The organism is Mumia sp. ZJ430 (genome assembly GCF_011751845.1).
In the GTDB taxonomy this organism is placed as follows: Bacteria; Actinomycetota; Actinomycetes; order Propionibacteriales; family Nocardioidaceae; genus Mumia.
Window position 1 is genome coordinate 163,490 of record NZ_JAAHFK010000004.1, and the last position, 22,574, is coordinate 186,063.

A 22,574-nucleotide genomic window follows, 5' to 3' on the forward strand; every position below is an offset into this window, starting at 1 on the left:
AAGGCCCCCTTCCGCCGCTGCGGGACGGGGCCTTCGTCGTCCCGCGTGCGAGGCGGGTAGCGGCGAAGGTCCGGATACCGTCAGTATGTGGTCATGACGATGGCGCCGCCCCGCACCGGGCACACCGCTGCGCTCGCGCTGTCGTACGCCGACGAGGTCGTCGTGCCGTGCGTCCGCGAGGTGCACCGTGCGGTGGCGCGCCGGGCGTTCGGAGCGGTGGTCGGCGGACGTGGCCCTCGGCTGGTCCACGACGCGGTGGCCGCGCTCGCCTACACCGGCGTCTCCCAAGGCCTCCGTGGAGCGAGCGCGGGACTGCGCCACCTCGCCGATCGCGGGCTCGGTACGCCGGTCGAGCGCACACCGCGCACTCGCTTGCTGCGCTCGGCGGTCAACGGTCTCGTCGGCGACCGTCTCGAGGCACGCCACGACCTGTACGCGCTCGCCATGTCCGTACGGAGCAGCGGTGTTGACGTGACGCCCGAGCGGCACGGCTTCGCCCTGGCGTACCCCGCCGCGACCAGCGAGCTCGTTGTCCTCGTGCACGGCCTCGGCGAGAACGACGACTCGTGGGACCTCGGCGCGCAGCGACGCGGCACGACGTACGAGGCGGCGCTTCACGCGCGCACCCGCGCCACGACGGTCCGGCTTCGCTACAACACCGGGCGGCACGTCTCCGACAACGGCGCCGAGCTGTCCGACCTCCTGACCAAGCTCGTCGACGGATGGCCCGTCCCGGTCGCGCGCCTCCATCTCGTGGGGCATTCGATGGGCGGGCTCGTGATCCGGGCGGCGACGTCGTACGGGGTGGCACGTCGTGCCCCGTGGACGTCGCGGGTGGCGACCGTGGTCTGCCTCGGCACGCCCCACCTAGGTGCCCCGCTCGAGCGTGCTGTCCAGGTCGGCTCACGCGTGCTTGCACTCGTGCCCGAGACGCTCCCGTTCGCGACGGTGCTGGGCATACGGTCGGTCGGCATCGTCGACCTGCGCCACGGCTACGTCTCGCCTGACGAGTGGTACGGCCGTGACCTGACCGCGCACTGGGGGGACGGCCGCATCGCGGCGGCCCCGCTCCCGCACGCGGCATACCACTTCGTCGCCGCGACCACCGACCTCGTCGTCACCGGGCGCTCCGCCACCGGTCGACCGGGTGCCGGGGATCCGGTCATCGCTCACGCCCACCCGGCACGTGTCGCCGGCGGCCACCTGGGACTCCTCAACCACCCTCAGGTCGGCGAGCTGCTCGTCGCCTGGGTCAACGGCCGGCCCTCGGCGCTCCCGTCGCCGGCCGCAGCCTCTCCCGCCCCCACCTCCCCGAAGGGACACCCATGACGCACGCCTCCACCGATTCTTACCTCCTCGAGGTCAGCACCGAGCTCGACGCCTCGCCCCGCGACGTCTGGGAGCTCGTCTCCGACCTGCGCAGGATGCCGGAGTGGAGCCCGCAGACCCGCAAGATGCTGATCCGCGGCCCGATCGGCGTGGGCACCCGCTCGCTCAACGTCAACAAGTACGGCTGGAAGGTGTGGCCGACGACGTCGGTCGTCGTGCGGTACGAGCCTCAGCGGGCGATCGCGTTCCGCGTCCCCGAGAACGGGATGGTGTGGACGTACGAGCTCGACGACCTGGGCGACGGGCGTACGCGCCTGGTCGAGCGGCGTGAGGCGCCGCGCGGGTCGACACCTATGTCTCGGATGCTCGTCAGGCGGTTCCTCGGCGGGATCGAGGAGTTCTCCGAGCAGATCGAGCGCGACATGGCCGCCACGCTGGCGCGCATGAAGTCCCTCGTCGAGCAGGACGCGTGACGCCGCCTCGCGCTGACCTGCGCAGGCTTGTGCGCCCGTAGCGAAATCGGACGGTTCCCCTCGGGTTCGTCCGTCTGCCCCGCTAGGGTCGAGGACGTGAACACAGAGATGACTCCTCGTATGGCCGGCGGCGAGGTCGGCCCGAACGATCTCGACGGCCACATCTACCAGCGGCTCCTCCGCGAGCGCATCGTCTTCCTCGGGTCGGAGGTGCGTGACCAGAACGCCAACGCGATCTGCGCGCAGATGCTGCTGCTCAACGCCGAGGATCCGAAGGCCGACATCCGGCTCTACATCAACTCTCCCGGCGGTTCGGTGGACTCCGGCATGGCGATCTACGACACCATGCAGTTCATCTCGAACGACGTTGTCACCGTGGGCATGGGGCTCGCCGCCTCCATGGGGCAGTTCCTGCTCGCCGCGGGCGAGCCGGGCAAGCGATACGCCCTCCCGCACGCGCGCATCATGATGCACCAGCCGTCCGGCGGCCTCGGCGGCTCCGCCTCCGATATCCGCATCCAGGCCGAGCAGAGCCTGCTCCTCAAGCAGCAGCTCAACGAGCTCCAGGCCCAGCACACCGGTCAGACGCTCGACGCGATCGAGCGCGACTCCGACCGTGACCGCTGGTTCACCGCCGAGCAGGCCAAGGACTACGGCTTCATCGACCACGTGATCGCCCGCGAGAACGACGTCACGCGAGGCGAGGCGTCGTGACCGCGTCCGCGCTGCCCCTCGGCGGCCCGACCCCAGGAGCCGGCATGACCATGCCCCACCAGCAGTTCGCCCCGTCGATGAACTACTACATCCCTCAGTGGGAGGAGCGGACGTCGTACGGCTTCCGCCGCATCGACCCGTACGCGAAGCTCTTCGAGGACCGCATCATCTTCCTCGGGACGCCGATCTCGGACGACGTCGCCAACGCGGTCATGGCCCAGCTGCTGTGCCTGCAGTCGATGGACCCCGACCGCGACATCTCGCTCTACATCAACTCGCCCGGCGGCTCGTTCACCGCGCTCACGGCGATCTACGACACGATGCGCTACCTCAAGCCGGACGTGCAGACCGTGTGCCTGGGCCAGGCGGCCTCGGCAGCGGCCGTGCTGCTGGCCGCAGGCACCCCGGGCAAACGGCTCGCGTTGCCCAACAGCCGCATCCTGATCCACCAGCCGTACACCGAGGGCACGTACGGACAGAGCTCCGACCTCGAGATCACGGCCAACGAGATCCTGCGCATGCGCGACCTCCTGGAGACGATGATCTCCGAGGCGTCGGGCAAGCCCAAGGAAGAGGTGAGCCGCGACGTCGAGCGCGACAAGATCCTCACCGCCCAGCAGGCCGTCGAGTACGGTCTGGTCGACCAGGTCCTGGAGACCCTGAAGACCCCGGCGGTCTGACCATCCACTGACACGCCCGACGCCGGGTCGGCCGCATGCCGGCCCGGCACAGGGTACGGTCGAGGGAAACATCGAGCGGGGGAAGCCCCGCTACGGCGAAGGGTGAGGAACCGGTGGCACGCATCGACGGCGGCGACCTGCTCAAGTGCTCGTTCTGCGGAAAGAGCCAGAAGCAGGTTAAGAAGCTGATCGCGGGTCCAGGTGTCTACATCTGTGACGAGTGCATCGAGCTCTGCAACGAGATCATCGAGGACGAGCTGCAGGAGACGTCCGAGGTCTCGCTCGAGGAGCTTCCGAAGCCCCGCGAGATCTACGAGTTCCTCAACCAGTACGTGATCGGCCAGGACGCGGCCAAGAAGTCGCTCGCCGTGGCCGTCTACAACCACTACAAGCGCGTGCAGGCAGGCGCGGCGGCCGGTCGCCACAAAGACGACCTGGTGGAGCTGGCGAAATCCAACATCCTCCTCGTCGGCCCGACGGGCTGCGGCAAGACCTACCTCGCTCAGACGCTCGCCCGGATGCTCAACGTCCCCTTCGCGATCGCCGACGCGACGGCCCTGACCGAGGCCGGCTATGTCGGCGAGGACGTCGAGAACATCCTCCTCAAGCTCATCCAGGCCGCCGACTACGACGTCAAGAAGGCCGAGACGGGCATCATCTACATCGACGAGGTCGACAAGATCGCCCGCAAGAGCGAGAACCCGTCGATCACCCGTGACGTCTCCGGCGAGGGTGTGCAGCAGGCGCTGCTCAAGATCCTCGAGGGCACGACCGCGTCGGTGCCTCCGCAGGGCGGGCGCAAGCACCCGCACCAGGAGTTCATCCAGATCGACACGACCAACATCCTGTTCATCGTGGGTGGGGCGTTCGCCGGCATCGAGCAGATCATCGAGAGCCGCAACGGCAAGATGTCGCTCGGCTTCAACACGCAGCGCGAGGAGCGCAGTGAGGAGCGGACCACCGGTCACGTCTTCACACAGCTGATGCCCGAGGACCTGCTCAAGTTCGGCCTCATCCCCGAGTTCATCGGCCGCCTGCCCGTGATCGCGACCGTCGAGAACCTCGACAAAGAGGCGCTCGTCGAGATCCTCACGCAGCCCAAGAACGCGCTCACCAAGCAGTACGCCAAGCTCTTCGAGATCGATCACGTCGAGCTGGAGTTCACCGAGGACGCGATCGAGGCGATGGCCGACCTCGCGCTGCTGCGTGGCACCGGTGCTCGCGGTCTGCGCGCGATCATCGAAGAGGTCCTGCTCAACGTCATGTACGAGGTGCCGAGCCGCGACGACGTCGCGAAGGTCGTCGTCACCAAGGAGACGGTCCTCGACAACGTCAACCCGACGCTCGTGCCGCACCGCGACGAAGAGCGCCGCGACAAAGCCTCCTGACGCGTCGTCGGCCGAGACTCGCTAGCGGGTCCGCCTACGCGACCAGCGAGGTGGTGACGACGAGGACGAGCGACGTCGTGGCCGCCACGAGGGTCGACGCCGTCGCGAGGACGAGCGCGCGTGCCGGGACCGGCCAGAGCTCACGCAGCCGCAGGCCCAGCCCGAGGCCGAACATCCCTGCTCCGAGGAGCAACGTGGCGAGATGGTCGCCGACGTCGAGGATGCTCTCGCCGAGCACGCCGGTCGACCGTAGAAGCACAGCCAGCACGAAGCCCGTGACGAACCACGGCACCAGCGGCGCCTTCGATGGCCCCGCCTCGCCGGCGCCGTCAGCGGCGTCACGCCGCGCTGCCACCACGTACACACCGGCGAGCGTCACCACCCGTCCGAGCTTGACCGTGGTCGCCAGCGCGACCGCAAGCGTGCCGCCGATGAGGGACCCCGTAGCGACGACCTGGGCGACCTCGTGGATGCTCGCCCCCGCCCAGACGGCTGCCTGCTCGGTCGACAAGCCGAGGAGGCGGGCGGCCGGGGGGAGGAGCACGATCATGGCGGTCCCATAGACCGTCACGAGCGCGACCGCGAGCGCGACGTTGCGCTGGCGGGTGCGGACGCCGTCCTGCACCGCGGCGATCGCTGCCGCGCCGCACACCGAGAATCCCGCCGCGATGAGGGTCACGAGCCCACGGTCGAGGCCGAGCGCATCCCCGAGCCGGCACGTGGCCGCGTACGTCACGGCGACGGTGGCGATCACCACGAGCGCGGCGCCCCAGCCGACGGAGAGCAGGTCGCTCACCGACAGCCGCAGCCCGAGCACGACGATCCCGAGCCGCAGGCAGGTACGGGAGACGTCGGCGAGGGCGTGCGTCGTCGCCTCACTCAGCGCCGGTGCGTTGGCGACGACCGCTCCCAGCGCGAGCGCGAGCATGAGCGGACCGAGGAGGGGGACCAGGTCACTCAGCAGGATCGCCACGAAGGCCGCGAACAGGGGCGTCGTGACCAGGACCGTACGGGAGAGCGGGGGAGGCACGTCTCCAGAGTCCAGCGGGGACGACCTGTCCGGTAGAGGGCGATTTCCTCCCAGGTCATAAGGTGAGGTGATGACCCCAGATGTCGACGTGCAGACCCTCCGCCTCCTCGTGGGGGTCGCGGAGCACGGCAGCATCGGCGCGGCCGCCCGGGAGCACGACATGACCCAACCCGCCGCGAGCGCTCGGCTGCGGGAGTTCGAGGCGCGCTGGCGGATCTCCGTGCTCGACCGGTCGCCTGGCGGGTCCCGACTCACCGAGGACGGGGAGGCGGTGGTGTCGTGGGCGCGGACGTTGCTCCACGAGCTCGACACCGTGCGGTCGAGCCTGCTGGCGCTCGGCGAGGAACGGCGGTCGGGAGTGGCGGTGGCGGCCAGCCTCACGATCGCCGAACTGATCCTGCCCCGGTGGCTGGCCGAGCTGCGCGCCCGCCGCCCGCAGGTGAGCCCGCGGCTGCACGTCGTGAACAGCGACACCGTGGCGACGATGGTACGGGGCGGCGAGGTCGACCTCGGATTCGTCGAGACCACCGACGTCCCAGGCGACCTTGCGCGCCAGGTGGTCGGGCACGACAGCCTGGCCGTGGTCGTTGCCCCGGCCCACCCGTGGGCACGGCGGCGCACACCGTTGACGCGCGAGGAGCTCCAGGCAGGGGCGTACGTCCTGCGGGAGCCGGGCAGTGGCACGCGCAGCACGTTCGAGAGGGCACTGCGGCAGGAGCCGCACGTGGTGCTGGAGGCGAGCTCGACGAGCGCGCTGCTCGGTGCCGCCGCCGCGGGGGTAGGTCCGGCAGTCGTGTCGCGGCGCGCGGTGGCAGCCGAGGTGGAGCAAGGGCGCCTCGTGGTCGTCCCGGCCGCGCTCGACATGCGGCGACCGCTGACGGCGATCTGGGCGAGACGGCGTCGCCTCTCCGACGCCGCTTCCGACCTCGTCCTCATCGCCACGGAGGCCTCCCGCGCGAGCGGGTGACCTGTAGCGATGTGCCTCACTGAGCCGTGACACACCCCTAGACTCCTCGCGTGACCTACGATTTCGCGCTCCTCGGCGCCACGGGATTCACCGGCGGCCTGACGGCGGACTACCTTGCCATTCACGCTCCGGACGGCGCGACCTGGGCGATCGCCGGACGAGATCGGGCCGCGCTGGAGACCGTGGCCGCGCGGATCGCGGAGGCCGGCGGAGTCGTCCCCGCGATCGAGGTGGCTGACGTCACCGACGCCGCCTCGCTGCGTCGCCTCGCGGAGTCGACCCGCGTGCTCGCCTCCACGGTCGGCCCGTACGCCCTGCACGGCGGGCCCGTGGTCGCCGCGTGCGCCGAGGCGGGCACGGCGTACTGCGACCTCACCGGCGAGCCGGAGTTCGTCGACCGGATGTGGCTCGAGCACCACGCGACGGCCGAGCGTACGGGGGCGCGGCTCGTGCACTCGTGCGGCTTCGACTCGATCCCGCACGACATCGGCGTCCTGCACACCGTGAGACAGCTGCCGTCCGACGTACCGATCGCGATCCGCGGGTACGTGCGCGCGAGCGCGGACGTCTCCGCTGGCACCTCTCACTCGGCCCTCGGCGCGTTCGCCGGGTTCCGGTCGTCGCAGGCGACCGCGAAGGAGCGCCGTCGCCTCGAGGGTCGTCCCGAAGGACGTCGCATCCGTGGCCTCCCGGAGCGGCCGGGGCGGGGCGAGTCGGGGTCCGGCTGGGCCCTGCCATTGCCGACCATCGACCCGCAGGTCGTGCTCCGGTCGGCGCGAGCGCTGCCGTCGTACGGGCCCGACTTCTCTTACGGTCACTACGCACAGTTCCGGCGGCTGCCGATGGCCGTCGGCGCCGCCGTCGGTGTCGGGGCCCTGGTGGTGGGTGCGCAGATACCGCCCGTGCGCAAGGCGCTGCTGCGCGCCAAGACCGCAGGGGAGGGGCCGAGCGAGGCGAAGCGGGCACGGTCGTGGTTCCAGGTGCGCTTCGCGGCGGAGGCGGGCGGGGCACGACTCGTCACCGAGGCGGCCGGAGGCGATCCGGGCTATACGGAGACGGCGCGGATGCTCGGCGAGTCGACGCTCGCGCTCGCGTACGACGACCTGCCCGACCTCGCAGGCCAGCTCACGACGGCGACCGCGCTCGGCGACGCGCTGCTGGCCCGCCTCCCGTACTTCCGCACCCTCTGACGGCAGGCCCGCACCCTCGCCCCGGGACGTCATACGTGTCGAGGTCTCTCGGCCACATTCGGTATGACGTCCGGGGAGAGCGGACGGGTCAGAGCGTGCGCTTGAAGCCGATGTGGCTCGCGGTGAACCCGAGCCGCTCGTAGAAGCGGTGCGCGCCCTCGCGGCTCGCGTCGGACGTGAGCTGGACCAGGGAGCAGCCCTGGCGCCGCGCCTCGTCGACCGCCCAGCCGATCAGCTGCGAGCCGAGCCCGTCGCCGCGCAGGTCGGACCGCACGCGGACGGCCTCGATCTGCGCTCGCGAGGCTCCGCGACGACCCAGTCCGCGGATGTACGTGAGCTGCATCGTCGCGATCACCTCGCCGTCGCGCTCGGCCACGAGCACGCGATTGTGCGGGTCGGCCGAGATGGCCGCGACGGCGTCGAGGTACGGAGTGAGGTCGTCGGGGGACTCGCGTGTGACTCCGAGCGGGTCGTCGACGAGCATCGCGACGATCGCAGGCACGTCGTCCGCAGTGACGTCCCGAACGTGCAGGGCGCTCACTCGGAGACGGTCTCCGCCGGCTTCGGCTCCGCCGGCTTCTTCGGCTCCGGCTCGGCGAGCTGTGCCTCGACCGCGAGGTCGCCACCCTGCTGCGAAGGATCGACCACGAACTCGACCTCGCCCGTGATGTTGCCTGCCGCACGGACGTCGCTCAGCGCACGCTTCACGATCCCGAGCCGCTGCTCCGAGCCGCGGACGACGAGCTTGGTCACCGCCGTGCGCTGACTCACCTTGGCCGTCGACTTCGCACCGCGCACACCGGCGAGCATCTGACCGGCCGCGACGAGCAGTGCAGGGTCCTGCGGCGTCGTCGTGATCTCGATCTCGGCACTCGGCCACGCCGCACGGTGGATCGAGCCCTCCTGCCACCAGGACCAGACCTCTTCGGTGACGTAGGGGAGGAACGGCGCGAGCAGCCGCAACTGCACCGACAGGGCGATCGCGAAGGCCGCCTTGGCCGACTGCGCACCTTCGTCCTCGCCGCGGGCACGCTCCTTGACCAGCTCGAGGTAGTCGTCGCAGAAGCCCCAGAAGAACCGCTCGGTGACCTCGAGGGCGGTGGTGTAGTCGTACGCCTCGAACGCCTCGGTGGCCTCCTTCGTCACCTGACGGAGACGGCGCAGCATCGAGAGGTCGAGGGGCTCGGTGACGCGGCGCGGCTCGACGTACGAGGCGTCGACCCCGAGCCCGTACGCCTCGGGGGCGGCGAGCACGAACTTCGATGCGTTGAGCACCTTCATGGCGAGCCGGCGCCCGACCTTCATCTGCGTCTCGTCGAACGGCGAGTCGGCACCCGGCCGTGCCCCCGCGGCACGCCAGCGCACCGCGTCCGCGCCGAACTTGTCGAGGATCTCGGTCGGGACGACGACGTTGCCCTTGGACTTCGACATCTTCTTGCGGTCGGGGTCGACCACGAAGCCCGAGATCAGCGCGTGCGACCACGGAGCGGAGTGGTTCTCGAGGTGGGCGCGCACGACGCTCGAGAAGAGCCAGGTGCGGATGATGTCGTGGGCCTGCGGACGCAGATCCATCGGGAAGGTCTTCTCGAACAGCTCCGGGTCGCGCTCCCAGCCGCAGACGATCTCCGGGGTCAGCGACGACGTGGCCCAGGTGTCGAAGATGTCGGGGTCGCCCATGAAGCCGCCGGGCTTGCCGCGCTGGTGCTCCTCGAAACCCTTGGGAGCCTGCGACTGCGGGTCGATCGGGAGCTCGGACTCGTCCGGCACGATCGGGTTGTCGTAGTCGGGCTCGCCCTCGCCGTCGAGGCGGAACCACACGGGGATCGGCACGCCGAAGAAGCGCTGGCGGCTGACGAGCCAGTCGCTGTTGAGGCCGTCGATCCAGTTGGTGTAGCGCGACTGCATGTAGGGCGGATACCAGGAGATCTCGTGGCCGCGGGCGACGAGCTGGCCACGCAGCTCGGGCTCCTTGCCGCCGTTCGTGAGGTACCACTGACGCGTCGAGACGATCTCGAGCGGCTTGTCGCCCTTCTCGAAGAAGTTCGCCATGCGGGTCGTCGGCTTGGGCTCGCCGTCGAGGTCGCCGGACTCCTTCAGCGCGGCCACGATCGTCTCGCGCGCGGAGAAGACGGTCTTGCCGGCCAGCTCCTCGTACGCCCTGCGGCCCTCGTGCGAGGAGATCCAGCCCGGGGTCTCGCGGATGATGCGTCCGTCGCGGCCGACGACCGTACGCGTCGGCAGGTCGTACTCGCGCCACCACTGGACGTCGGTCAGGTCGCCGAAGGTGCAGCAGTGGACGATGCCGGAACCCTTCTCGGGGTCGGCGGCGGGGTCGGCGAGGATCGGCAGTTCGACGTCGAAGAGGGGAGACCTGGCCGTCGTGCCGAACAGGTGCTTGTAGCGCTCGTCCTCGGGGTGCGCGATCAGCGCCACGGCCGACGGCGTCAGCTCGGGACGCGTCGTCTCCACGTGCACCTTGGTGCCGTCCGGCAGGGTGTACGCGACCCGGTAGTAGTGGCCGGGGTAGTCGCGCGCCTCGAGCTCGGCCTGCGCGACCGCCGTCTGGAACGTGACGTCCCACAGGGTCGGCGCATCGGACGTGTAGGCCTCGCCGCGTGCGAGGTTGCGGAGGAAGGCGCGCTGCGACGCCGTACGGGAGACCTCACCGATCGTGGTGTAGGTCTGCTCCCAGTCGACGGACAGGCCGAGGGTGCGCCAGAGGTCCTCGAACGCCTTCTCGTCGATCGCCACGAGCCGCTCACACAGCTCGATGAAGTTGCGCCGGCTGATCGGGATCTGCTGCGACCCCTTGCCGCTCCCTGAGCCCGTCGAAGGCTCGGGCGGCGTGAAGTCCTCGTCGTACGGCAGCGACGGGTCGCAACGGACGCCGAAGTAGTTCTGGACGCGGCGCTCGGTGGGCAGACCGTTGTCGTCCCAGCCCATCGGGTAGAAGACCTCCTTGCCGCGCATCCGCTGGAAGCGGGCGACGAGGTCGGCGTGGGTGTACGAGAAGACGTGACCGACGTGGAGCGAGCCGGAGACGGTCGGGGGAGGGGTGTCGATCGAGTACACCTGGTCGCGCGTCTTGGAGCGGTCGAACGCGTAGGTGCCCCGCTCCTGCCACAGCGCGGACCACTTCTGCTCGAGCCCCTCCAGGGCAGGCTTCTCCGGCACGTTGCTCATGCCTCCAGTCTAGGAGGGAGCGGCGCCGCGCCGTGACCCGGTTCTCGCCTGTCCTCACGGGGAAGGCGGGCCAGCCTTCGCGCCGGCCGTGACGGCCTCCTCGTACGGGTCGCGCGGGCCGGCGCCGACGGCGACGTCCTCCTTGTGGCCGAGCGCGCTCGGCCACCACATGTGGCGTCCGACATCGAGGTTCAGCGCCGTGACCAGCACCGACCGTACGACCAGGGTGTCGAGCAGCACGCCGAACGCGACGGCGAAGCCGATCTCGGCGAAGAACACCAGCGGGAGCGTGCCGAGCACGGCGAACGTGCCGGCCAGGACCAGGCCCGCCGACGTGATCACGCCACCGGTCGCGGCAAGCCCGATGAGCGCACCGCGGCGTGTGCCGTACTGCAGCGCCTCCTCGCGCACACGGGTCATGAGGAAGATGTTGTAGTCGATCCCGAGCGCGACCAGGAACACGAACACGAACAGCGGGAACGAGGTGTCCGTCCCTGCGAAGTCGAACACGTACCTGAAGACCAGTGCGCTCACGCCGAGCGCCGCCCCGAACGACAGCACGACCGTGCCGAGCAGGATCAGCGGTGCCACGACCGCCCGCAGCAGGAGCATGAGGATCAGCAGCACCACCACGAGGACGGCCGGGATGATCACCCGGTTGTCTCGTGCCGAGGCGGTCTGGATGTCGAGCGTCACGGCCGTCATCCCGCCGACGAGCGCGTCGGGGTCGGCGGAGTCGAGCTCGCTGCGCAGCGACTCGATGGCGTCGTACGCCGCGTCGCTGTCGGGCTCCGCCTCGAGCGTCCCCTCCATGTACGCCCAGTCGCCCTCGACACGCGGCTCGGTGACGCTGCCCGCCGCGATCCCGTCATCGGCCTGGAAGGTCGTACGGACCGCATCGGCGGCGTCGGGGCTCGCGACGACGACCACCGGAGCGCCCGCCCCGCCGGGGAAGTGCTCCGACAAGACCTTCTCGCCCTTGACCGAGTCGGGCGTGCCGAGGAACGCCTCCTCGGTGCTGAGCCCGGTCGCGTTGAGCTGGAGGATGCCGATGCTGGCGATGGCGAGGATCACGGAGGTCGTCACCCACACGCGGCGCGGAGCGCGGGCGATGCGGCGACCGACGCCGGCCCACAGCCCGTGCGCGGCCGGGTCTTCGTCGCCGAAGTGGGGGATGCGAGGCCAGAAGATCCAGCGCCCGAGGACGACCAGGAGCGCGGGCAGCATCGTCAGCATCACCGCGAGCCCGCACACGATGCCGATCGCCGCGACGGGGCCGAGACCGCGGGTCGAGGTCATCTGGGCGAGCAGCAGGCAGAGCATGCCGATCGCGACGGTCGCGCCGCTGGCGATGATCGCCGGGCCCGCCCGGTGCAGGGCGACCACCATCGCCTCGCGTCGGTTCTCGTGCCGTCGCAGCTCCTCGCGATAGCGGGCGACCAGCAGCAGCGCGTAGTCCGTGCCGGCGCCGAAGACGAGCACCGTGAGGATGCTCGCGCTCTGGCCGTCGACCGTGAGGTTGGCGTGCTTGGCGAGCAGGACGACGACCGCCTGCGCGACCGTGAGCGCGACGCCGGCCGAGATCACCGGGAGCAGCCAGAGCACGGGGCTCCGGTAGGTGAAGAGCAGCAGCACCGTCACCACGCCCGCTGCGGCGAACAGCAGGGTGCTGTCGATCCCCTCGAACACCGCCGCCGAGTCCGCGGCCTGCCCTGCCGGACCCGTCACGAACGTCTCCAGGCCGTCGGGCCCGTCGCCGGCGGTGTCCTCCAGCTCGTCGACGATGTCGGGCGCCTTGTTCCAGCCGTCCTCGCCGAGGTTGAGCGGCACGATGATCTCCAGCGCCTCGCCGTCCTCGGACGGGATCGGGCCGACGACCTCGCCGTCGATGTCGTCGCGCTGCCCGAACGTCGCCGCGTCCTCCTGGGCCGCAGTCATGTCCTCTGGCTGCAGGCCTCCGTCGCGTTCGTACACGATCACGGCGGGAATCATGTTGGGCGACGAGAAGGTCTCGGCGGCCTCGAGCGCCTTGGTGGACTCGGCGCTGCTAGGGAGCCAGTTCTCGGCCTCGTTCTCCTGGACGTCCATCAGCTGCCCGGCCGTCGAGCCCAGCACCCCGACGATGATCACCCAGAAGACGATGGTCAGTGCGGGCGTGAAGCGGTGGTTGATCCAGCTGGCGATCGATCGGTGCATGTCAGTCCCCCTGCGAGCGTCCTTCGACCGTACGACCGGCCGGGCGTCGCGAAGTCATCGCTTGCATCCCTGGAATACTGGACAGCGATGACGAATCCCACGTACGTCGAGGTCGAGCGGGCCCTGCTGGCGCGCTGGCCCGAGACCAAGCTCGAGCCCTCGCTGGAGCGCATCCGTGCGCTGTGCCGGCTGATGGGCGACCCCCAGAACGCCTACCCGGTGATCCAGCTGACCGGGACCAACGGCAAGACCTCGACCGCGCGGATGATCGACGCTCTCCTGCGTGAGCTCGCCATACGGACCGGACGGTTCACGAGTCCCCACCTGGTGTCGATGACCGAGCGGGTGAGCATCGACGGCAAGCCGCTGAGCGAGGAGCTGTTCGTCGAGGCCTATGCCGACGTCGCCGCCTACGCCCAGGTCGTCGACGACAGTCAGCCGATCCCGCTGTCGTACTTCGAGATGATGGTCGGCCTCGCGTACGCCGCCTTCGCCGACGCCCCGGTCGACGTGGCCGTCGTCGAGGTCGGCATGGGCGGCGCCTGGGACGCGACCAACGTGGTGGATGCCGCGGTCGCGGTCCTCACCCCGATCGACGTCGACCACACGCGCTATCTCGGGGAGACGCCGGGCGACATCGCGATCGAGAAGGCCGGCATCATCAAGGCCGGCGCGCAGGTCGTCACTGCCGTACAGCCCGACGACGCCGCCGCCGCGATCGCCGCCAGGGTGTCCGAAGTGGGCGCGACGCTGCACCGCGAGGGCATCGACTTCGGTGTCGTTGGTCGGACGCCTGCGATGGGAGGGCAGTTGCTCGCGCTCCAGGGGCTCGGCGCGACGTACGCCGAGGTGTTCCTCCCGCTGTTCGGGGCGCACCAGGCGCACAACGCCGCGTACGCGCTGGCCGCTTTCGAGGCGTTCACCGGCGGGCGCGAGCTCGATGCCGAGATCGTGCGTGCGGCGTTCGCGACGGTGACGTCGCCCGGGCGCCTCGAGGTCGTACGCCGCAGCCCGACCGTCGTGCTCGACGCGGCGCACAACCCCGCAGGGGCGCGTGCGACGGCGGAGGCCTTGCAGGAAGCGTTCGCGTTCACGCCGCTGATCGGCGTCGTGGGCGTGATGGCGGACAAGGACGTCGACGAGATCCTGCTGGCGTTCGAGCCGGTGATGGCCGAGATCGTCTGCACCCAGAACGCCACCGACCGTGCGATGCCCGCCGCCGAGCTGGCCGACATCGCAGAAGGGATCTTCGGGTCCGACCGGGTGCACGTGGCGCGCCGACTGCCCGACGCCCTCGAGAAGGGCGTCGCGCTGTCGGAGAGCGAGCGGTACGGAGAAGGCGTCGGCAGCGGCGGTGTGCTCGTCACCGGTTCCGTCGTGACGGCAGGTGAGGCGCGGGTGCTGCTCGCGCGTGAGGAGTCGGTGGACTGATGCGTGGCATGTGTGCCGGGGTGCTGTTCCTGGAGGCGATCGTCCTCGGGCTGGCGACGCCGGTGATGATCCAGGTCGAGGACGTGTCGCCGGGGCTCGCGCTGTTCTGCGGGCTCGGCCTGGCCGTCGTCGCCGTCGTCACGTCGGGTCTGCTGCGGCACTCGTGGGCGTACACGATCGGGTGGCTCGTGCAGGTCGGCGCGGTGGCGCTCGGGTTCCTGCTGCCGATCGCATTCTTCGTGGGCGGTATGTTCGCGGCGCTGTGGGCCGCGGCGTGGTTCCTCGGACGCAAGATCGAGGCCGACCGCGCGGCGAACCCGGAGTTCTACGCCCGCTGAACAGAGGGCCGCAGGCCCCTCGCTAGGCTTCGACGCATGTCCGAACGCACTCTGATCCTGCTCAAGCCCGACGCCGTCCGCCGTGGACTGGTCGGCGAGATCCTCGGTCGCTACGAGGCGAAGGGACTCTCGATCGTCGCCACGTGGTTCGGCACGATCGACGCCGCCCAGGCGGACGCACACTACGCCGAGCACGTCGAGCGCGACTTCTACCCGCCGCTGCGGACGTTCGTGACCTCCGGCCCGATGATGGCGCTCGTGCTCGAGGGCGACCAGGCGATCGAGGTCGTGCGGCTGCTCAACGGCGCCACCGACGGCCGCGTCGCCGCCCCTGGCACGATCCGCGGCGACCTTTCGCTGTCGAACCGTGAGAACCTCGTCCACGGCTCGGACTCGCCCGAGTCGGCCGCCCGCGAGACGGCGCTCTGGTTCCCCGAGCTGGGCTAACTGCTCGTCGTGAGGTACGTCGAGCCCGATCCGTCGCTTCCCGAGGTGCCGTTGGCCGGCGGGTACGTGACCGAAGGGCTCGTCCGGATCGGTGACACGGCGCGCCGTCCCCCAGCCGGCACGCTGCCCTGACGGCCGAGGTGCTGCGGTTCGTCGAGGCCGCCGGGTTCGATGGGGCTCCGCGCTGTCTCGGGACCGACCACGCCGGCCGGCAGGTCCTCTCGTACGTCCCGGGAGAGGTCGCGTCTCGTACGTCCCGCGAGGCGCACGCGCTCATCGACTTCGACATGGCGCGGCCCGCGACCCGTACGGAGGAGGTGCACAACCTCCTGCTGTGGTGGGCACCGCTGATGGCCCCCCGAGACCGCCCGGAGGCTATGGCCGGGGTCGACCCGTTCGCCCGCGCGCGCCTCATGGTCGACGCCTACGGCCTCGGTTCCGATGCCCGTTCGGAGGTGGTCGCCGTCGCAGAGAACACGGCGGCGCGGGCGTGGTTCCTCATGCGGGAGACAGAGCCGCGCGGCTGGGCGGCGGATGGGCCCGGATGTGGGCTGAGGGTGTGGGGGACACGATCCGTCGCCGCCGGGAGTGGCTCGCCGAGCATCGCGCCACGCTGACCGGCGCCGTCACGGCCTGACGGCTCAGCGCAGCACGGAGCGGTCGGTCGGTGTGAGCCTGAGCTCCTCACCGATGCTCGACTGCACGACCTGCAGCACACTCTCGGAGGCAGCCGCGGCCGTCACGCGGCGTACGTGGGCGGCGTGCTCGGCCTCCGTGGCGAAGCGCGCGACGCGGACGTACGCGCGGGCGTCCGCGCGTACCGGCAGGGCGGGGAACGTGTTGGCGACGTCGGCCGACACGTACGCCGCGACGCGGGCCGACCCGAGCGCGGTCAGGCGGTCCTCGCCGGCCGCCTCCATCAGCGCGACGAATCCGTCCAGGTCGTCCGGCTGATAGACGGTCGTGACCACCAGGTCAGGAGGGGACGGCTCCTGAGCCGAGGACAGCGTGAGGGCGCCGCCGGAGACCGGGCGAAGCAGCAGGACATCGTCGGACGAGATCATCGTCGCGTTGGCGGCGTCGCGGTTGCGAGCCCAGACCGGACCCCCGTAGAACGCCTGGAGCGACTTCCCGCGGCTCACCGCGTCGTCGAACCCGCGCATCCACACGAACTGGTCGGGGTCGTCGAGGTCGCGGAACTGGCCGAGGACCGACATCCCGGCATCCTCTTGCGGTGCGAGGAACTCGGAGTCGAACAAGGAGATCAGCGTCTCCCGCTGTCCGGGGTGCAGGGCGTAGCGGCGAAGCTCGAGGAGCGCGGTGCGCGGCATGCCGCCACCCTTGCAGGCAGGTCCGACACGGACGCGGCTCCAAGACTGAGCGGGCGCTCTGGCGTGTCTGACCGGGGACCGACGCCCACCAGACCTAGCCTGAGCCCATGTCCTTCCCCTTGCGCAGCCTGCTCGGGCGCGACATGGCGGTCGACCTGGGCACAGCCAACACCCTCGTCTACGTACGAGGCAAGGGTGTGTTGCTCGACGAGCCGTCGGTCGTGGCCCTGGCCGCGCAGACCCACGAGATCCTTGCCGTGGGTACGGAGGCCAAGCGCATGCACGGGAGGACTCCCGACGCGATCTCGGTGATCCGGCCGATGAAGGACGGCGTGATCGCCGACTTCGAGGCCTGCGAGCACATGCTCCGGCTGTTCATCCAGCAGGTGCACCGGCGTCGCTACTTCACCAAGCCGCGCCTCGTCGTCTGCGTCCCCAGCGCGATCACGTCCGTCGAGCAGCGTGCGGTCCGCGAGGCGGGCTACCAGGCCGGGGCACGCCAGGTCTTCATCGTCGAGGAGCCGATGGCCGCCGCGCTCGGCGCCGGGCTTCCGGTCCACGAACCGACCGGCAACATGATCGTGGACGTCGGAGGCGGGACGACCGAGGTCGCGGTGATCGCACTCGGTGGCATCGTCGCCAGCCGTTCGATCCGTACGGCCGGCGACGACATGGACGAGGCGATCGTCGCGTGGTTCAAGAAGGAATACGCGCTCCTGCTCGGCGACCGTACGGCCGAGGACCTCAAGGCCGAAGCCGGGTCGGCGTTCCCGATGCCGGATGAGCGCACCGTCCACGTCCGCGGACGCGACATGGTCGGCGGCCTCCCTCGTACGGTCGAGGTCACCGCCGCGGAAGTCCGCCGCGCCCTCGAGGAACCGGTCGCGGCCATCGTCGACGCCGTCCGCAGCACCCTCGACCTGACCCCGCCGGAGCTCGCCGGCGACATCATGGACCGCGGCATCGTGCTGACCGGCGGCGGAGCGCTGCTGCGGGGGCTCGACGACCGCATCCGTCATGAGACCCAGATCCCCGTCCACGTCGTCGAGGACCCGCTCCACTCGGTCGCCCTCGGTGCGGGCAAGTGCGTCGAGGAGTTCGACGCACTCCGACAGGTGCTGACCTCCGAGCCCCGGAGGTGATCGCGTGGCCCGGACCCGTACCCGTCCCGACCCCGAGCCGCGCCGCCCCCGCACGGTCCTGTTCGTGCTCCTGCTCGCCGCCGTGGCGCTCATCAGTGTCGACCTCTCCGGCGCGGGCTCGCCCGCTCGTACCGTCGCGTCCACGCTCCTCGGGCCGCTGGAGTCCGGGGCGCACCGGCTGCTGAGCCCGTTCGGCATCGACAGCTTCGCGACCCGTGACGCGCTGCGCGACGAGAACGCCGCTCTCGAGGAGGAGAACGCTCGTCTGCGCGGCCTCGTCGCGTCCAGCGGAGTCGACCGGACGCGGCTCGCCGAGTACGACCGCCTCGCGCGGTACGCGGACGCGGCCGGGCTCGAGACCGTCACGGCACACGTCGTCGGCCTTGGCTCGGCTCAGTCGTTCCGCCGTACGGTCACGCTCGACGCGGGCACGGCGCGGGGAGTGCGCAAGGACATGACCGTGCTCGGCCCGGACGGCCTCGTCGGCCGCGTCGTCAGCGCGACGCGGACCAACGCCGTGGTGCTCCTGCTCGTCGACGCCGACTCCGTCGTCGGTGCACGGGTGGGAGGGGACCACGAGCTCGGGATGGTCCGCGGCGACGGGAGCCTGTCGGGGTCGGGCCGCCTGACCCTGGACGTGCTCGACCGCCAGGTGGTGCCCAAGGAGGGCGACACGATCGTCGCGTGGGGCTCGCGCGACGGCGTCCCGTACATCGCGGGCGTCCCGATCGGACGGGTCGAGAAGGTCGTGGAGTCGCCGCGCGACGAGACGGCCGAGGTTACGGTCGCTCCGTTCGTCGACTTCTCCGCGCTCGACGCCGTGTCGGTCGTGGTCGGCGCCCGGACGGGGTCGTGACGTGAGCGTCCGGCGCGCGGGCACCGTGCTCGTGCTGCTCCTCGCCGCCGTCGTCCTGCAGGTGAGCCTGCTTGCACCCCTCGTCCCGACCGGTGTCGCGCCCGACCTCGTGCTCGTGGTCGTCGTCGCCGTCGGTCTGTGCACGGGGGCGGCCGATGGTGCCGTGACGGGTTTCGTCGGGGGGCTCCTGCTCGATGCCGCGCCACCGGCCGACCACGTCCTCGGGCAGTGGGCGCTGGCGTTGACGGTCGTCGGCTACCTCGCCGGGACCGTCGACCGCGGCAGCCGGCCGTCGTGGGTGAGCGATGCCGCGACTGTCGCCGCCGGCGCGTTCGTCGGCACGTCGCTGTTCGCGCTGTCCGGGCTGCTGCTCGACCAGCCTGGTGTCACGGTCTCCGGGGTGCTCCCCGTGGTTGCGCTGGCGACCGCGTACGACGTCGTCCTCGGCCTCGCAGCGGTGCCCGGGGTCCGCGCCCTGCTCGTCCGGCTGGAGCCGGCGCCCCGGGTGGGGTGGTGACGTGAGGCGCGGTCATGCCCGGCTCGTCGTCGTGCAGGTGCTCGTCGTGGCGCTGTTCGCGACGCTCGTCGCACGGCTCTGGTACGTCCAGGTGGTCGGCGGCGAGGAGTACCAGGCGCGCGCGGCGAGCAACGCCACCCGCCAGGTCGTGGTCCAGCCCCAGCGCGGGCTCGTCGTCGATGCAATGGGGCGGCCGCTGGTCACCAACCGCTCCACGTGGGTCGTCACCGTCGACCGCTCGCGCCTGACCCGCCTCGACGCCGACGAGCAGGCCGATGTGCTCGGGCGCCTCGCGAGCCTCGTCGACCTGAAGTACGACGCGCTGCTCGACCGCATCAAGCTGTGCGGCGAGGAGGGTGCTCCCGAGCCGCCCGCCTGCTGGAACGGCTCCCCGTACGAGCCCGTGCCGGTCGCCCAGGACGTGCCGCGCGACGTCGCCCTGACGATCTCGGAGCGGGCGGAGGAGTTCCCCGCGGTGGCGGCGCAGCAGCGCTACGTCCGTGCCTACCCGTCGCCGGAGGGCGTCAACGCCGCCCAGCTCCTCGGGTACGTCAGCCCGATCACCGCCGACGAGTACGCCGCGGCGCGCGAGTCCGACGACGACACGCGCAGCGCCGCCTCGATGGTCGGCCGTGCCGGGATCGAGCGGGGGTACGACGCGGACCTGCGCGGCGTGCCGGGCACTACCGGCAAGGCGGTCGACTCCCGTGGGCGCGTGATCGCTGAGGGCGCGGCCGTCGACCCCGAGGCCGGCAAGACGCTCGTGACGAGCATCGACGCGCGGGTGCAGGCGTTGGCCGAGTCCCAGCTCGAGAAGGCGATCAAGAAGGCCCGCACGACTCACGACGACGTGACCGGTCGCGACTACGAGGCCACGGCGGGTGCCGTCGTCGTGCTCGACCCGAACGACGGACGCGTGATCGCCGCGGCCAGCAACCCCACGTACGACCCCGAGGTGTGGGTCGACGGGATCTCCGACCGCAAGCTCAAGGAGCTGTACGACGACGGCTCCGGCACCCCGCTCCTCTCGCGGGCGACCCAGGCGCAGCTCGCCCCGGGCTCGACCTGGAAGCCCTTTGTCGCCGCGGGCGCGCTGGAGGACCGTTGGGACACCGGCTCGCGCCTGGACTGCTCGTCAGGGCTGCAGGTCGGCACCCGGTGGTTCAAGAACTACGAGTCGGCCTCGTACGGCTCGATCGGGTTCGACCAGGCGCTCTCGGTCTCGTGCGACACCTTCTTCTACCGGATCGCGTACGCCGCCTGGATGGACCAGGGCGGGGCCGACGCCGACGAGGGCGTGCACGACCCGCTGGTCGAGATGGCGCGGGCCTTCGGGTTCGGTGCGCGCACCGGCTTCGACGTGCCGGGCGAAGCAGCCGGGCGGCTCGGCGACCGCCCGTGGCGGCAGGACTATTGGGACGCCAACAAGGACCGCTACTGCAAGATCGCCGAGAAGCCGGAGAAGGTCGACAGCGCCTACCTTCGGCTGTTCGCCCGCGAGTTCTGCGCCGACGGGTACGTCTACCGGGCCGGGGATGCGGTCAACTTCTCGATCGGGCAGGGCGAGACGCTCGTGACCCCGCTCCAGCTCGCCGTCGCGTACGGGGCGCTGTCCAACGGGGGGACGCTCTACGAGCCGCGCGCGGCCAAAGCCGTCCTCGACGCCGACGGCCGCGTGGTGCGCGAGATCGCGCCGAAGAAGGCCGGGCGTGTCCCCGTCTCGAAGTCCCACCTGCGCTACATCGACCGCGCGCTCCTCGACACCGCCAAGAGCGGCACGATGGCGTGGAAGATGGGCGGCTTCCCGCTCGGCGAGGTGAAGATCCGGTCCAAGACCGGCACTGCCGAGGTCACCGGACGCCAGACGACCGGCTGGGTCGCCTCGTACGACGAGAACTACGTCGTCGTGATGATGATGGAGCAGGCCGGCACCGGCTCCGGATCGTCGGGCGACGCGGTGCGCGCGATCTGGGAGGGCCTGTACGGGGTGAAGGACGGCAAGGTCCGCCGAGATGAGGCGCTGATGCCGAAGGCCCGTCCGCCGAAGGGTCTGCCGCGCGTCGCTGTTGACGGCCGGGTGCTCGCGCCCCGTACCGCCACGAAGGGCGACGGCCGATGAGCACGCGAGGCACCGTACGTCCGGCACGTCCACCGGGTGCGCCGGCGCGGCGGTGGTGGGGAGACGTCGATCTGCCGCTGGTCGGCTCGGCGCTCGCGCTCGGCCTGATCGGGATGCTGCTGGTGTGGTCGGCGACCGCGTCGCGCGACGATCTCACCGGCGGCGACCCGACGGCGTACCTCGTCAAGCAGGGCACCAACGTCCTCATCGCCCTGGGGCTCGGTGCCGTGATGGCGGCGACTGACCGGCGCTGGATCCGACTGTGGGCGCCGGTCGTGTACGGAGCAGCGGTCCTCGGGTTGGTGCTGGTGTTCGTCCCGGGGGTAGGTGCGGTCGTCAACGGGTCGCGCTCGTGGCTCCAGGTCGGGGGGCTGTCGTTGCAGCCGGCCGAGCTCGCGAAGCTCGGCGTGGTGCTCGTGATGGCGCTGCTGTTCGCCGAGCGGACAGAAGGGGCGATGCGCCGCGTCGTCCGCTCGTCCGATGTCCTGCTCGCGCTCGTCTGCGCCGCGGTGCCCGCCGTGCTGATCCTTGCGCAGCCCGACCTCGGGACGTTGATGGTGATGGTCGCGATCGTGCTGGGCGTGCTGGCGGTCGCGGGGGTTCGGCTCGGGTGGCTGGTCGGGCTGGTCGCCGTCGGCATCGGCGCGATCGTGCTGGCGGTCGCGACCGGGCTGATCGAGGACTACCAGGTCCTGCGTTTCGAGGCGTTCACCAACCCCGACCTCGATCCGCGCGGCGCCGGATACAACACCGTCCAGGCGCGGATCGCGATTGGCAACGGCGGCATCTGGGGTCAGGGGCTCTTCGACGGCACCCAGACGCAGGCGGGCTTCGTGCCCGAGCAGCACACCGACTTCGTGTTCACGGTGGCGGGGGAGGAGCTCGGGCTGCTGGGCGCCGGACTCGTCGTCGTGCTCCTGGGCGTGCTCGTCTGGCGGTGCCTGCGGATCGCTCAGCGCGCCGACGACCTGTTCGACCGGCTCGCCGCCGCCGGGATCGCGTGCTGGTTCGGGTTCCAGGCGTTCCAGAACATCGGGATGTCGCTCGGGATCATGCCGGTGACGGGGGTGCCGCTGCCATTCGTCTCGTACGGGGGGACGGCGATGTTCGCCTCCGCGATGGCAGTCGGACTGCTGGTCGCGATCGGTCGCCGCAGCGCGACGCCCGCCGTGGTCGTACGCTCCCGCTCTGCCCGCTCCCGCTGACGGTTTGCCACGGGGGTGGCGACGGATTCGGTCCTTGG

General features: G+C 70.9%; 22 protein-coding genes. 17 read left to right on the forward strand and 5 right to left on the reverse strand.

The annotated features are described in order from the left end of the window. The first annotated feature begins 93 nt into the window (after nucleotides 1–93). The 5 genes from HCT63_RS16980 to clpX all read left to right on the forward strand — a co-directional run bounded on the left by HCT63_RS16980 (nucleotide 94) and on the right by clpX (nucleotide 4,584). Nucleotides 94–1,329 carry an alpha/beta hydrolase gene (locus HCT63_RS16980; protein ID WP_167007639.1) on the forward strand — a complete coding sequence of 412 codons (1,236 nt, stop codon included), beginning with the start codon at nucleotides 94–96 and terminating at the stop codon, nucleotides 1,327–1,329. Beyond that, complete coding sequence (locus HCT63_RS16985) at nucleotides 1,326–1,802, forward strand: SRPBCC family protein (RefSeq protein WP_167007641.1); 477 nt, start codon at nucleotides 1,326–1,328, stop codon at nucleotides 1,800–1,802. Before HCT63_RS16980 ends, HCT63_RS16985 begins: the two co-directional genes overlap by 4 nt. Before the next feature lie 108 nt (nucleotides 1,803–1,910). Next, the gene (locus HCT63_RS16990; RefSeq protein WP_167009215.1) at nucleotides 1,911–2,516 is read left to right on the forward strand and encodes an ATP-dependent Clp protease proteolytic subunit; all 606 of its coding nucleotides are present in this window, start codon (nucleotides 1,911–1,913) and stop codon (nucleotides 2,514–2,516) included. 44 nt (nucleotides 2,517–2,560) lie between these two features. Beyond that, the gene (locus tag HCT63_RS16995; RefSeq protein WP_255490699.1) at nucleotides 2,561–3,196 is read left to right on the forward strand and encodes an ATP-dependent Clp protease proteolytic subunit; all 636 of its coding nucleotides are present in this window, start codon (nucleotides 2,561–2,563) and stop codon (nucleotides 3,194–3,196) included. 113 nt (nucleotides 3,197–3,309) lie between these two features. Then, nucleotides 3,310–4,584 carry an ATP-dependent Clp protease ATP-binding subunit ClpX gene (gene clpX, locus HCT63_RS17000; RefSeq protein ID WP_167007643.1) on the forward strand — a complete coding sequence of 425 codons (1,275 nt, stop codon included), beginning with the start codon at nucleotides 3,310–3,312 and terminating at the stop codon, nucleotides 4,582–4,584. A 34-nt stretch (nucleotides 4,585–4,618) separates the two neighbouring features. On the opposite strand, the gene HCT63_RS17005 is transcribed toward clpX, so the two are convergent. Then, nucleotides 4,619–5,614 carry a putative sulfate exporter family transporter gene (locus tag HCT63_RS17005; RefSeq protein ID WP_167007645.1) on the reverse strand — a complete coding sequence of 332 codons (996 nt, stop codon included), beginning with the start codon at nucleotides 5,612–5,614 and terminating at the stop codon, nucleotides 4,619–4,621. 70 nt (nucleotides 5,615–5,684) lie between these two features. Here HCT63_RS17005 and HCT63_RS17010 point away from each other — a divergent pair, with 70 nt between their 5' ends. Both HCT63_RS17010 and HCT63_RS17015 read left to right on the forward strand, forming a co-directional pair. Next, entirely contained in the window at nucleotides 5,685–6,581 is an 897-nt protein-coding gene (locus tag HCT63_RS17010) for a LysR family transcriptional regulator (protein ID WP_167007648.1), read from the forward strand. 50 nt (nucleotides 6,582–6,631) lie between these two features. Then, on the forward strand, nucleotides 6,632–7,771 hold the full coding sequence (locus HCT63_RS17015; protein WP_167007651.1) for a saccharopine dehydrogenase NADP-binding domain-containing protein: 1,140 nt from the start codon (nucleotides 6,632–6,634) through the stop codon (nucleotides 7,769–7,771). 88 nt (nucleotides 7,772–7,859) lie between these two features. Here the strand turns inward: HCT63_RS17015 and HCT63_RS17020 are convergent, their stop codons facing one another. The 3 genes from HCT63_RS17020 to HCT63_RS17030 are packed head-to-tail and all read right to left on the reverse strand — an operon-like array spanning nucleotide 7,860 to nucleotide 13,150. Then, the gene (locus tag HCT63_RS17020) at nucleotides 7,860–8,312 is read right to left on the reverse strand and encodes a GNAT family N-acetyltransferase (RefSeq protein ID WP_243843091.1); all 453 of its coding nucleotides are present in this window, start codon (nucleotides 8,310–8,312) and stop codon (nucleotides 7,860–7,862) included. Then, nucleotides 8,309–10,954 (reverse strand): valine--tRNA ligase, encoded by a 2,646-nt coding sequence (gene valS / locus HCT63_RS17025; RefSeq protein WP_167007654.1) that lies wholly within the window; start codon nucleotides 10,952–10,954, stop codon nucleotides 8,309–8,311. Before valS ends, HCT63_RS17020 begins: the two co-directional genes overlap by 4 nt. Before the next feature lie 54 nt (nucleotides 10,955–11,008). Beyond that, on the reverse strand, nucleotides 11,009–13,150 hold the full coding sequence (locus HCT63_RS17030; RefSeq protein ID WP_167007657.1) for an MMPL family transporter: 2,142 nt from the start codon (nucleotides 13,148–13,150) through the stop codon (nucleotides 11,009–11,011). An 87-nt stretch (nucleotides 13,151–13,237) separates the two neighbouring features. On the opposite strand from HCT63_RS17030, the gene HCT63_RS17035 reads away from it, so the two are divergent. The 5 genes from HCT63_RS17035 to HCT63_RS17050 are packed head-to-tail and all read left to right on the forward strand — an operon-like array spanning nucleotide 13,238 to nucleotide 15,983. Beyond that, complete coding sequence (locus HCT63_RS17035) at nucleotides 13,238–14,581, forward strand: folylpolyglutamate synthase/dihydrofolate synthase family protein (protein WP_167007659.1); 1,344 nt, start codon at nucleotides 13,238–13,240, stop codon at nucleotides 14,579–14,581. Further along, nucleotides 14,581–14,919: a DUF4233 domain-containing protein gene (locus HCT63_RS17040; RefSeq protein ID WP_243843092.1), complete on the forward strand. Its 339-nt coding sequence runs from the start codon at nucleotides 14,581–14,583 to the stop codon at nucleotides 14,917–14,919. The genes HCT63_RS17035 and HCT63_RS17040 overlap by 1 nt, the downstream gene beginning before the upstream one ends. A 36-nt stretch (nucleotides 14,920–14,955) precedes the next feature. Then, nucleotides 14,956–15,366: a nucleoside-diphosphate kinase gene (gene ndk, locus HCT63_RS17045; RefSeq protein ID WP_167007662.1), complete on the forward strand. Its 411-nt coding sequence runs from the start codon at nucleotides 14,956–14,958 to the stop codon at nucleotides 15,364–15,366. A gap of 9 nt (nucleotides 15,367–15,375) precedes the next feature. Continuing rightward, the gene (locus tag HCT63_RS20735) at nucleotides 15,376–15,498 is read left to right on the forward strand and encodes a hypothetical protein (RefSeq protein ID WP_255490700.1); all 123 of its coding nucleotides are present in this window, start codon (nucleotides 15,376–15,378) and stop codon (nucleotides 15,496–15,498) included. Nucleotides 15,499–15,506: 8 nt separating this feature from the next. Further along, nucleotides 15,507–15,983, forward strand: a complete 477-nt coding sequence (locus HCT63_RS17050; protein ID WP_208322495.1) for a hypothetical protein — start codon at nucleotides 15,507–15,509, stop codon at nucleotides 15,981–15,983. A 24-nt stretch (nucleotides 15,984–16,007) separates the two neighbouring features. Here HCT63_RS17050 and HCT63_RS20295 read toward each other — a convergent pair whose 3' ends face one another. Then, a complete protein-coding gene (locus HCT63_RS20295) occupies nucleotides 16,008–16,697 on the reverse strand; it encodes an NIPSNAP family protein (protein WP_208322496.1) in 690 nt (229 codons plus the stop codon). Between the two features lie 107 nt (nucleotides 16,698–16,804). Here HCT63_RS20295 and HCT63_RS17060 point away from each other — a divergent pair, with 107 nt between their 5' ends. From HCT63_RS17060 to rodA, 5 genes are read left to right on the forward strand one after another with little or no spacing between them, the layout of a single operon-like run. Then, complete coding sequence (locus tag HCT63_RS17060) at nucleotides 16,805–17,839, forward strand: rod shape-determining protein (protein ID WP_167007665.1); 1,035 nt, start codon at nucleotides 16,805–16,807, stop codon at nucleotides 17,837–17,839. Nucleotides 17,840–17,843: 4 nt separating this feature from the next. Next, nucleotides 17,844–18,695, forward strand: a complete 852-nt coding sequence (gene mreC, locus HCT63_RS17065; RefSeq protein WP_167007668.1) for a rod shape-determining protein MreC — start codon at nucleotides 17,844–17,846, stop codon at nucleotides 18,693–18,695. Between the two features lies 1 nt (nucleotide 18,696). Then, complete coding sequence (gene mreD / locus HCT63_RS17070; RefSeq protein ID WP_167007671.1) at nucleotides 18,697–19,212, forward strand: rod shape-determining protein MreD; 516 nt, start codon at nucleotides 18,697–18,699, stop codon at nucleotides 19,210–19,212. A gap of 1 nt (nucleotide 19,213) precedes the next feature. Then, complete coding sequence (mrdA, locus tag HCT63_RS17075; RefSeq protein WP_167007674.1) at nucleotides 19,214–21,331, forward strand: penicillin-binding protein 2; 2,118 nt, start codon at nucleotides 19,214–19,216, stop codon at nucleotides 21,329–21,331. Next, on the forward strand, nucleotides 21,328–22,536 hold the full coding sequence (gene rodA / locus HCT63_RS17080; RefSeq protein ID WP_167007676.1) for a rod shape-determining protein RodA: 1,209 nt from the start codon (nucleotides 21,328–21,330) through the stop codon (nucleotides 22,534–22,536). The genes mrdA and rodA overlap by 4 nt, the downstream gene beginning before the upstream one ends. Nucleotides 22,537–22,574: the final 38 nt, after the last annotated feature.